9 protein-coding genes, 1 riboswitch and 1 other annotated feature are annotated in these 11,109 nt (G+C 37.3%); of the genes, 4 read left to right on the top strand and 5 right to left on the bottom strand.

Translation table 11 applies throughout. The annotated features are described in order from the left end of the window. Positions 1-338: 338 nt before the first annotated feature. Both A194_RS0110510 and leuS read right to left on the bottom strand, forming a co-directional pair. A complete protein-coding gene (locus tag A194_RS0110510; RefSeq protein WP_017186807.1) occupies positions 339-650 on the bottom strand; it encodes a rhodanese-like domain-containing protein in 312 nt (103 codons plus the stop codon). A 57-nt stretch (positions 651-707) separates the two neighbouring features. After that, the gene (gene leuS, locus A194_RS0110515; protein WP_017186808.1) at positions 708-3,122 is read right to left on the bottom strand and encodes a leucine--tRNA ligase; all 2,415 of its coding nucleotides are present in this window, start codon (positions 3,120-3,122) and stop codon (positions 708-710) included. Positions 3,123-3,195: 73 nt separating this feature from the next. Further along, positions 3,196-3,411: a binding site (T-box leader), on the bottom strand. Positions 3,412-3,575: 164 nt separating this feature from the next. Between leuS and mnmL the strand changes: the two genes are divergently transcribed. Both mnmL and mnmM read left to right on the top strand, forming a co-directional pair. Continuing rightward, on the top strand, positions 3,576-4,535 hold the full coding sequence (mnmL, locus tag A194_RS0110520) for a tRNA modification radical SAM protein MnmL/YtqA (protein ID WP_017186809.1): 960 nt from the start codon (positions 3,576-3,578) through the stop codon (positions 4,533-4,535). Then, positions 4,532-5,095 (top strand): tRNA 5-(aminomethyl)-2-thiouridylate-methyltransferase MnmM, encoded by a 564-nt coding sequence (mnmM, locus tag A194_RS0110525; RefSeq protein ID WP_017186810.1) that lies wholly within the window; start codon positions 4,532-4,534, stop codon positions 5,093-5,095. The genes mnmL and mnmM overlap by 4 nt, the downstream gene beginning before the upstream one ends. 190 nt (positions 5,096-5,285) lie before the next feature. On the opposite strand, the gene A194_RS0110530 is transcribed toward mnmM, so the two are convergent. Next, on the bottom strand, positions 5,286-6,350 hold the full coding sequence (locus tag A194_RS0110530) for a tetraprenyl-beta-curcumene synthase family protein (RefSeq protein WP_017186811.1): 1,065 nt from the start codon (positions 6,348-6,350) through the stop codon (positions 5,286-5,288). A gap of 7 nt (positions 6,351-6,357) precedes the next feature. Further along, positions 6,358-7,155 (bottom strand): alpha/beta hydrolase, encoded by a 798-nt coding sequence (locus tag A194_RS0110535; protein ID WP_017186812.1) that lies wholly within the window; start codon positions 7,153-7,155, stop codon positions 6,358-6,360. Between the two features lie 80 nt (positions 7,156-7,235). On the opposite strand from A194_RS0110535, the gene A194_RS0110540 reads away from it, so the two are divergent. After that, positions 7,236-7,760 carry a gamma carbonic anhydrase gene (locus tag A194_RS0110540; RefSeq protein ID WP_017186813.1) on the top strand — a complete coding sequence of 175 codons (525 nt, stop codon included), beginning with the start codon at positions 7,236-7,238 and terminating at the stop codon, positions 7,758-7,760. A gap of 45 nt (positions 7,761-7,805) precedes the next feature. On the opposite strand, the gene metK is transcribed toward A194_RS0110540, so the two are convergent. After that, positions 7,806-9,008: a methionine adenosyltransferase gene (gene metK, locus A194_RS0110545; RefSeq protein ID WP_017186814.1), complete on the bottom strand. Its 1,203-nt coding sequence runs from the start codon at positions 9,006-9,008 to the stop codon at positions 7,806-7,808. Positions 9,009-9,176: 168 nt separating this feature from the next. Next, positions 9,177-9,282: riboswitch (SAM riboswitch) on the bottom strand. 229 nt (positions 9,283-9,511) lie between these two features. Between metK and pckA the strand changes: the two genes are divergently transcribed. Next, positions 9,512-11,104 carry a phosphoenolpyruvate carboxykinase (ATP) gene (pckA, locus tag A194_RS0110555; protein WP_017186815.1) on the top strand — a complete coding sequence of 531 codons (1,593 nt, stop codon included), beginning with the start codon at positions 9,512-9,514 and terminating at the stop codon, positions 11,102-11,104. Positions 11,105-11,109 lie beyond the last annotated feature (5 nt).

An 11,109-nucleotide genomic window follows, 5' to 3' on the forward strand; every position in this document is an offset into this window, starting at 1 on the left:
GTTAGCCGCTTGAAAAAGCGACTTAACTAATATAACAAGTTGAGATTTGTAAGTCAACAACTTTTTATATTTTGTTTTTTGCCTCTTCAAAAGGCGACTTAATTAATTTAACATCTACCAAAATAAGTGTCAATAACTTTTTGATTCGATATTTTATTAATCAACAACTCATCACTTCTATTGATTCGTTGTAATAAGAATTATAGCGTATCTCATCTAATAATGTCAATTATTCATAGATGGAAATTTATACCCTGTCACCGTTGAAGATTTGTTATCCTTTTTTGGCGACAGGGGTCATTATAACCAGGTTGGAAATCAAAAGTCAACAATAAATCTTAAAAGACTTTTTCACCTGTCCACTCTAACATGCCACCTTTTAAGTTAACGGTGCTATATCCTCTCTCATTTAAAAACATACAGGCATTATGACTTCTTTTACCTGAGCGACAGACCATTACATATTCATTGTCTTTCGGCAATTCATTTAATCGATCAGGAATAGTTTGTAATGCAATGTGTTTTGCTCCTGGAATCATACCAGTTGCTACTTCTTCATCTTCCCTAACATCTACTATTGTATATTTTGATCCATTCTTAATTTCTTTCTCTAACTCTTCTGGTAAGATTTCTTTTATTTCCTCACTCACATTTAACCCTCCGTTTCAAATATTAAATGTAGGAGGAGGGTCATCCCTCCAGCTACATTAATTAGCTACTATATTTACTAGCTTTCCTGGAACTGCAATCACTTTACGTACCGTCTTACCTTCAATCCATTCTTGAATTGTCTCATTATTTAATGCGATTTCTTCTAATTCTTCTTGAGTTGCCTCTTTAGGAACACTTTCTTTTGCTCTAACTTTGCCCATTACTTGTAGCACAATTTCTACAGTATCTTCTACAAGTTTTGATTCATCATAAGCTGGCCATTGCTCATAAGTTACAGTTCCTTCATAACCTAACTTAGACCATATTTCTTCTCCGATATGAGGAGCAATTGGTGCTATTAACTTAACAAATCCTTCTGCGTACTCACGAGGTACTGAATCTGTTTTATAGCATTCATTAATAAACACCATCATTTGTGAAATAGCTGTATTAAACCTTAATTCATCGTAGTATTCTGTTACCTTTTTGACCGTTTCATGATAAACCTTTACTAAGTCAGGATTTTCACCTTTTGATACCGTTGTTGATAATTTCCCTTCATCATCAACGAATAAACGCCATACACGGTCCAGGAAACGACGTGCTCCGTCTAAGCCATTTGTACTCCATGCAACTGAAGCTTCTAATGGCCCCATAAACATTTCATACAATCTTAGCGTATCAGCACCGTGTGAGTTTACGATGTCATCTGGGTTTACAACATTACCTTTTGACTTACTCATCTTTTCATTACCTTCACCTAAGATCATACCTTGGTTAAATAACTTTTGGAATGGCTCTTTTGTTGGTACAACACCTAGGTCATACAGTACTTTATGCCAAAAACGAGCGTATAGTAAATGAAGTACAGCGTGTTCAGCACCACCGATGTAAATATCAACAGGTAGCCATTTGTTCAATTTATCAGGGGCAGCAATCATTTCATCATTATGCGGATCAATGTAACGTAAGTAATACCAGCAGCTTCCTGCCCACTGCGGCATCGTATTCGTTTCGATTCGACCTTTTTTACCTGATTCAGGATCTGTTACTTCTACCCACTCTGCCATATTCGCTAACGGTGACTCTCCTGTTCCTGAAGGTTTAATTTCAGTCGTTTTAGGAAGTTCTAGTGGTAGATCTTCTTCATTAACAGTTGACATCGTACCATCTTCCCAATGAATAATAGGAATTGGTTCGCCCCAATAACGTTGACGGCTAAATAACCAATCACGTAGACGGTATGTCGTTTGTCTCGTACCGCGACCGTGTTCTTCTAACCAATCAATCGCCTTTTGTATAGCTTCATCCGTTTTTAGTCCATTTAAAAAGTCTGAGTTAATATGTTCACCATCTTCAGTGTATGCCGCTTCATCAATGTTCCCACCAGAAACAACTTCAACAATTGGTAGGTCAAACTTTTTAGCAAATTCATAGTCACGTTCATCGTGTGCTGGTACAGCCATAATGGCACCTGTACCATAAGACATTAGAACATAGTCCGCAATCCATATTGGCATCTTTTCTCCACTTACTGGATTAACTGCATATGCACCGGTGAATACACCTGTTTTATCTTTTGCTAAATCCGTTCTCTCCAAATCACTTTTCTTTTCAACTTCATCAATATACACCTTAACACTGTCACGTTGATCGTCAGTCGTAATTTGATCAACTAACGGATGCTCTGGAGATAAAACTGCGTAAGTCGCACCGAAAATTGTGTCAGGACGAGTTGTGAAAGCTTTAAAATTAGAGTTTGTTCCATCAATATCAAAAGTAATTTCAGCACCTTCAGATTTACCAATCCAATTACGTTGCATATCTTTTAAGCTTTCAGGCCAGTCAAGTTCATCTAAATCTTCTAAAAGGCGATCAGCATATTCTGTAATTTTCAGCATCCATTGACGCATTGGTTTACGAATTACTGGATGACCTCCACGCTCACTGACACCGTCAATTACTTCTTCATTCGCTAATACTGTTCCTAAAGCTGGGCACCAGTTAACTGGTACTTCATCGATGTAAGCTAAACCTTTTTCATATAATTTAACAAAGATCCATTGTGTCCATTTATAATAGTTTGGATCTGTCGTATTAATCTCGCGGTCCCAATCATAAGAGAAACCTAGAGATTTAATTTGACGTTTAAAGATTTCAATGTTTTGTTGAGTGAATACTGCTGGGTCATTACCTGTATCAATTGCGTATTGTTCTGCAGGTAAACCAAAAGCGTCCCACCCCATTGGATGTAACACTTCATAACCTTGCATACGTTTCATACGAGATAAGATATCTGTTGCCGTATAACCTTCAGGGTGACCCACGTGAAGGCCTGCACCAGATGGGTATGGAAACATATCAAGTGCATAAAACTTAGGCTTTTCTGAATCAGTGTTCGTTTCGAACGTCTTATTATCTTCCCAATATTGTTGCCATTTGGCTTCGATTTGACGATGATTAAAAGCCACGATCATTTCCTCCTTTATTTCGTTTCATTTTTTTGTAAAACTTAAGTTAAACATAAAAAACTCCCGCCCCAAAAATTGGGACGAGAGTATTACCCGTGGTACCACCCAAATTAGCCAACACATATGTATGTGGCTCACTCGAGTTCCTTAACGCGGAAAAACGATGTGTACTACTTCTTTCATACACATAACTAAAAGGCGAGTTCAGAAGCGACAAAAGTAACTTTCACCAACCGTTACCTCTCTGAGTTTGTCGAATTTCTTACTACTCCTTTATAATTGCTTTTAAGCTATACAATTATAGTAGAATATTTGTATATAAAGTTTAATCAACCTCTTTGTAAATGTCAAGCTTCATACTGTTTAAATATGTTAAAAACAGCTTCAGTGTGACAAAACAACCTTCTCACGTGTTAAGATAGGTTCAGAATTTAAGTATTAAGGAGTTAAATTATGCAAAATCCGTTTCCTTATTCGTTGGATCATAAACGATATCATTCATGGAATTATCATTTAAAACAAACGTTTGGTCATAAAGTGTTTAAGGTACCGTTAGATGGAGGATTTGACTGTCCAAATCGTGACGGGACTGTAGCCCATGGAGGGTGTACTTTTTGTTCAGCTGCTGGTAGTGGTGACTTCGCCGGTGACCGTGCAGAGGATCTAGAAGTTCAATTCCATAAAGTAAAAGACAATATGCATGACAAATGGAAAAACGGCAAGTATATGGCATATTTCCAAGCTTACACCAATACTCACGCACCTGTTGATGAGTTACGCGAGAAGTTTGAGAAAGTGTTGAAGCAAGATGGTGTCATTGGGTTATCGATCGGAACAAGGCCTGATTGCTTACCAGATGACGTCGTCGAATATTTAGCTGAATTAAATAAACGAACTTATTTATGGGTTGAACTTGGTTTACAAACAGCTCATGAAGAAACGAGTGAGCTGATCAATCGAGCTCACGATTTAGATTGTTATATCGAAGGCGTTAATAAGTTACGCAAACATAATATTCGCGTTTGCTCTCATATTATTAATGGTTTACCTGGCGAAGATTATGACATGATGCTAGAAACAGCAAAGATCGTTTCTCAGTTGGACATTCAAGGTATCAAAATCCATTTACTTCACTTATTAAAAAACACGCCTATGATTAAACAATATGAAAAAGGGTTAGTGAAGTTTTTATCACGAGATGAATATGTTCAACTCGTTGTCGATCAACTTGAAGTATTACCATCTGAAATGATCATTCATAGAATTACCGGTGATGGTCCAATAGAGTTAATGGTTGGTCCAATGTGGAGTATGGATAAGTTTAATGTGCTTAATGAAATCGACGCTGAATTTAAACGCCGCTTCAGTTGGCAAGGTAAACATTTTCAACCATTGGAGATGACACATTCATGAAACAAATTATTCCGTTTGCACACCAGCTATTCATTGATACTATTCAACAAGGTGACGTAGTCGTTGATGCGACTTTAGGTAATGGACATGATAGTTTAATGCTTAGTCAATTAGTGGGTGAAAATGGTCGTGTCTATTCATTCGACATTCAACAAGAAGCAATAGATCAGTCACAACAAATGTTTAACGATCATCTTGCTAAACAAATCACCCCCATTTTACGCGGCAATGAACATGTCTATGAAGAGTTAACTAAAAGAAATGTTAATGAGATCGATGGCGCAATCTTTAATTTAGGCTTTTTACCAGGCAGCGATCAATCTATTACGACAAATGCCAACACGACAATTGAAGCAATTGAAGGCATTCTAAAATTGTTGAAGCCAGAACGCTATATTGTAATTGTCATCTATTCTGGTCACGAAACAGGTGAGATTGAAAAAAACGAACTACTAGAGTATTTAGCAACTAAACCGGCTAAAGAAGTTGATATTGCAAAATACCAAATGGTCAATAGAAGTAAAAAAGCACCTTTCGTCGTTGCTGTATATAAGAAGTGATGATTGAGCGCTGAAAAATTTCTGTGAGTGCTGATAAAAATTCCTGAGCGCTGATAAAAATTCCTGAGCGCCAATAAATTTTCCTGAGCGCCAATAAATTTTCCTGAGCGCCAATAAATTTTCCTGAGCGCCAATAAAAAACCCGCTAGATTTAGCTTCACTAAATCTAGCGGGTTTTTCCTTTACTATATTATGCCGACTTTCGTCCCTTCAATTTTCGATAAGCTTTCCCGTTCCAATACACAATCTTAGCTCGCCAACCAGCATCTTGTAACAGTTGTTTAACAGCTTCATCTGCACCACTAACCTCTTTTACTTTAGGGTCTGATAAATATAACCCGACTAACCCATCAATAATTAACTGGTGAAATTGTTGATCTGGGATATCACTTAACTCGTTCCTTGCTCGCTTAATCATATGACCGACCCTAGCTCTCTTTTCTGATTCATCTTCATAATAATTAACGAAGTTTAAATCTCCTTCAACTTCATCTTCATGTTGGTCAATAAAATAGTCTAATAATATATGTAAGCCTTGTAATGACGGGAAGAAAGATTCTAACATTATACGACCATGTTGTTCATTAGCTAGTCCATAAGAAATTAAGCAAAAAATTCCTAAAGTAGAGCCCGTTGCTGCTGAAAATTCGAACCAGTACAAATCATCGTCGTCATTTTCCTGTTCAAACCAAGTCGTTAATCGAGGGACACGTTCATGGTCAACAACGTGCTTATGAACTTGTAAGTCGACATATAATGAAGCTAACCGTTCAATATACGGTTGAATCAAACCATACTGAGGAATTTGCTTAATAATTCGCTGGCACTCTTCGACTAAATGTAATAAATAACCGGCATCCTCTTGGTCTTCACGAAGTCGATAATAATTTACCCCATCTAAATCTGGGTTTATTCGAATCGCATCCAACTGTGCTTCGTGTAACTGTCGAAAATCCTCAGGGTCTAGTGACTTACTTCGATCACACAAGTTATCAAGGTAATCGCTAATTGTTTGATAGGCTACAATAAACTCAATCGCTTTTTTCCAATGGTCGCGCGCTAAAGTGGCATAAATTGAGCCACCTTCACAATGAAAAGTTTTTGATTCAATACTTGCTAAAGCCTGCGTTCTTAACTCTTTATTAGGAATGCGATTAGCTTGTTCTTTCAATTGCTCGAGTTTTTCGTTAACTTGTGGAAATAGATCTTTATAACAAGTCGTTAAAACTTGAGATAGAGAGTTTGGAATCTTCATAAAAGCATTAGCCCTCCTGTTTTTCTTCTACTAATTGAGTATTTAAAAAGTGTAAAGCTTGACTTAACACTTCGTCACGTTCGGGTTCATTAAATACTTCATGATATAAGTTTTCCCAAATCTTGATCTCTTTATCTTGAATGCTTAACCTTTCATACCATGACTCCACATTTTCTACAGGTACTAATAAGTCCTCACCTGCTTGTAAAATTAATGTCGGGACTTCTGGGTAGTCGTTAATTTTATCAAATGCCTCATTAATGGCATTCTCAAACTCGTGATACCATCTTACCGAAACTTTGCGTAAATAAAGCGGATCTGATAAATCCCTAGCGTAAAATGCGTCATTCCGTGTTGCCATTTCCGAGTGGATGTTCGTCTTAAATAAAATAGTCGGTAATATATAATTTAGCATTTTTGAAATGAGATAAAGCGGTTTCTCTGGTACGTTATGAATGCCTAATGCTGGAGAAGATAGTATAACCCCTTTAATTGGATACTGTTTTTCTTGAAGCGCGCGAATGATCGTTAAACCACCCATGCTATGACCAAGCATAAACACTGGTAATTCATAAGTTAATGCGTGATTAATCCATTTTTCGGCCGTGACAATATAATCATCGAATGATTTGATAAAACCTTTTTTACCTTTATTCGTACCTTGTCCTGGCAAATCACCATAAACAATATGATAGCCATTATGATTTAATTGGTTAACTAACCACTCATAACGTCCTGAATGTTCAAAAGCTCCATGAATTAAAACAATGACCGCTTTAGGGTTTTTACTTTCGCGAACTAACATCCACTTTCCCCTCCCGTAACAAAACGTGCATAAATTTTGTTATAATTATCTTACCATATTATTCATATAGGAGGGTGAAAATGATATTACCATACAAAGGACAATACCCAACAATTGATCCTTCTGCTTACATATCTGAAGACGTCGTCATTACAGGTGATGTGACGATTGGAGCATATAGTAGCATTTGGTTTAAGACTGTCATAAGAGGTGATGTTTCACCAACTAAAATAGGTAATAATGTAAACATTCAAGACCAAAGCATGTTACACCAAAGCCCGAACCAACCATTAATAATAGAAGACGGTGTGACAGTTGGACACCAAGTGATGTTACATTCATGTACTTTAAAAGAGAATGCATTAATTGGCATGGGAGCAACAGTTCTCGATGGAGCTGAGATTGGCAAAAATGCCTTTATTGGAGCAGGTAGTTTAGTACCACCTGGAAAGAAGATCCCCGCTAATACTCTAGCTTTCGGCAGACCAGCTAAAGTCGTCCGGGAAATTACTGAAGATGACCTTAAGGAAATGAACCGAATTCGTCAAACTTATATCGATAAAGGACAAGTTTACAAAGAAGAACAACAAAATCGCAATAAGTAAACTAAAAGCTATGAGTGTCTAATTGACGCTCATAGCTCTATTAAATTACTCTATTCCTATTTTCTGTTTCAACTGTTCAACACGGTCCGTTCTTTCCCAAGTAAATTCTTCATCCGAACGACCGAAGTGACCATATGCAGCTGTTTTCTTATAAATTGGGCGTCTTAAGTCTAGCATTTTAATAATTCCAGCTGGACGTAAATCAAATGTTTCACGAACAGCCTCAACTAAACGCTCTTCTGAAACTAAACCTGTACCAAATGTATTAACTGAAATTGATACTGGTTGAGCAACACCAATCGCATATGCTAACTGCACTTCACATTGGTCAGCAAGTCCTGCTGCGACAATATTTTTAGCAACATACCTTGCTGCATATGCGGCTGAGCGGTCAACTTTTGTCGCGTCTTTACCACTAAAGGCGCCACCACCGTGACGAGCATAACCACCATACGTGTCTACAATAATTTTACGACCTGTTAAGCCTGCATCACCTTGTGGACCACCGATTACAAAGCGGCCTGTAGGGTTTATAAAGAATTTCGTCTTTTCATCGATTAACTCTTCAGGTACAACCGGACGAATAACGTGTTTTATTAAGTCTGATTTAATTTGTTCTAAATCAATCTCAGGGTGATGTTGCGTTGAAATAACGATTGTATCTACTCGCTCTGGCTGACCTTCATCGTCATACTCAACAGTCACTTGAGTCTTACCGTCCGGGCGTAAGTAAGGTACCATTTCTGTCTTACGAACATCAGCTAAACGTTTAGACAGTTTATGTGATAACGAAATTGGAAGAGGCATTAACTCTTCAGTCTCATTACTCGCATAACCAAACATTAACCCTTGGTCACCAGCACCGATCGCTTCAATCTCATCATCTGACATTTGTCCTTCACGCTTTTCAAAGGCTTCATTTACACCTTGAGCAATGTCAGGCGATTGTTCATCTATTGATGTTAAAACAGCACACGTCTCATAGTCGAAGCCGAACTTAGCACGCGTATAGCCAATCTCTTTTACAGTATCACGAATAATCGTTGGAATATCAACATAAGTTGAAGTCGAGATTTCACCTGATACGAGTACTAAACCAGTCGTTATAGTCGTCTCACATGCTACACGAGCATTCGGATCACGCGTTAAAATTTCATCTAAAATCGCATCAGAGATTTGGTCACAAATTTTATCTGGATGTCCTTCTGTTACAGATTCAGAAGTAAACAACCGACGTTGATTCGTCATAAACAAATATCCTCCCCAAATAATTAATTGAACGGATCTCATACCCTAGTGAAAAGCGTTCACTAACTTTATATTTTATAACCGTATTTTAATTTACTTACATTAACTTCAATGCAATAAAAAACCTTTCCCCTGCCTTGACAAGGGAAAGGTGATCGCTACCTTTCACTCTTATCGTCCAAGGAGTACCTTGCATCAGGGTAAGCACCTGTCACATAAAATGATGGTTGCCGAGCTTCATAGGGCCTGTTCCCTCCACTACTCTGGATAAGAGAAATACCGTTTCTGCATTATAATAACGTGAAGCGCAAATCGTGTCAACTGACGACTATTTTTTCCAATTATTTAAACACGATAAAATTAAATAGGTAAACACCCATTTTTATTAGAATTTGTGAAAATTTTATTAATAGTGTGGTTTATTTATGTAAATGTGTTATACTATTAACGAAGTTTATATAAAAAGAATATTTATACATACAAATGTAAAGGGTGATCTAAATATGAAGACAATAAATGCGGACACACTTGTCTCCAAATTAGCTAACGATGACGCAATGCAACAGAATTTATCTATTGCCGAACTCGTCGAGAAGATCTTATCTAGAGAAGAAGGAATTCTAACATCAACAGGTGCAGTTAGAGCGACAACAGGGTTATATACAGGTCGTTCACCTAAAGATAAATTCATCGTTGAAGATGAAGAAACGAAAGACCATGTTGAATGGGGAGAAGTAAACCAACCTATTAGCGAAGATAAGTTTAATAACTTACTTCAAAAAGTAACAGACTACTTATCTGAACAAGACGAATTATATTCATTCCGTGGATTTGCTGGTGCTGATGAAAAACACCGCTTATCAATTAAAGTCGTTACACAATTTGCATGGCATAACCTATTTGCTAATCAACTGTTTATTCGCCCAACAGATGAAGAGCTTAAAAACCACAATACAGATTTCACTGTTATTTCTGCCCCTCACTTCAAGGCAGACCCTGAAGTAGATGGTACAAATTCAGAAACTTTTATCATTGTATCATTTAAACACCGTATTGTGTTAATTGGCGGTACAGAATATGCTGGTGAAATTAAAAAGTCAATTTTCTCTGTTATGAACTACATGCTTCCACAAAAAAGTGATGTTCTATCAATGCACTGTTCAGCTAACGTTGGAGAAGAAGGTGACGTTGCTTTATTCTTCGGTTTATCAGGTACTGGTAAAACAACGTTATCTGCTGATGAAAATCGTCGCCTGATCGGTGATGATGAACACGGTTGGTCACAAAATGGTGTCTTTAATATCGAAGGTGGTTGCTACGCAAAATGTGTTAATTTATCAGAAGAAAAAGAACCACAAATTTATAACGCAATCCGCTTTGGAGCAGTATTAGAGAATGTTGTAGTTGATGAAGATTCTAGACTTCCAGATTACGATGATACGAGCCTAACAGAGAATACGAGAGCAGCTTATGCAATTGAACATATTGATAATATAATAAAACCAAGCATCGCAGGCCATCCAAATACTATTATCTTTTTAACAGCAGATGCTTTTGGAGTATTACCTCCAATTAGTAAATTAACAAAAGAACAAGCAATGTATCATTTCTTAAGTGGTTACACAAGTAAGTTAGCAGGTACTGAGCGTGGCGTAACGGAGCCAGAAGCAACATTCTCGGCATGCTTCGGTTCACCATTCTTACCTTTACCAGCTGCAACTTATGCTAAAATGTTAGGTGAGAAAATTGATCAACATGATGTTCAAGTATTTTTAGTTAACACAGGTTGGACTGGTGGAAGTTATGGTGAAGGATCTCGAATGAAGCTAAGTCATACAAGATCTATGGTTCATGCTGCATTAGAAGGCGAATTAAATAATGTCGACTATAACCAAGATGACATTTTCGGTCTTCATATGCCAACGACTTGCCCGGGAGTACCAAGTGATGTGTTAAATCCTAAGAAAACTTGGAGCGATGCTAATGCTTATGATGAAAAAGCAAAAGAATTAGCGCGTAAGTTCCACAACAACTTCAGTAAGTTTGATTATGTTCCAACTGACATTAGTCAAGCAGGTCCTACTTATAAAAGTTAATAATC

It is taken from the genome of Alkalibacillus haloalkaliphilus C5 (assembly GCF_000269905.1).
GTDB classification, from domain to species: Bacteria; Bacillota; Bacilli; order Bacillales; family Alkalibacillaceae; genus Alkalibacillus; species Alkalibacillus haloalkaliphilus_A.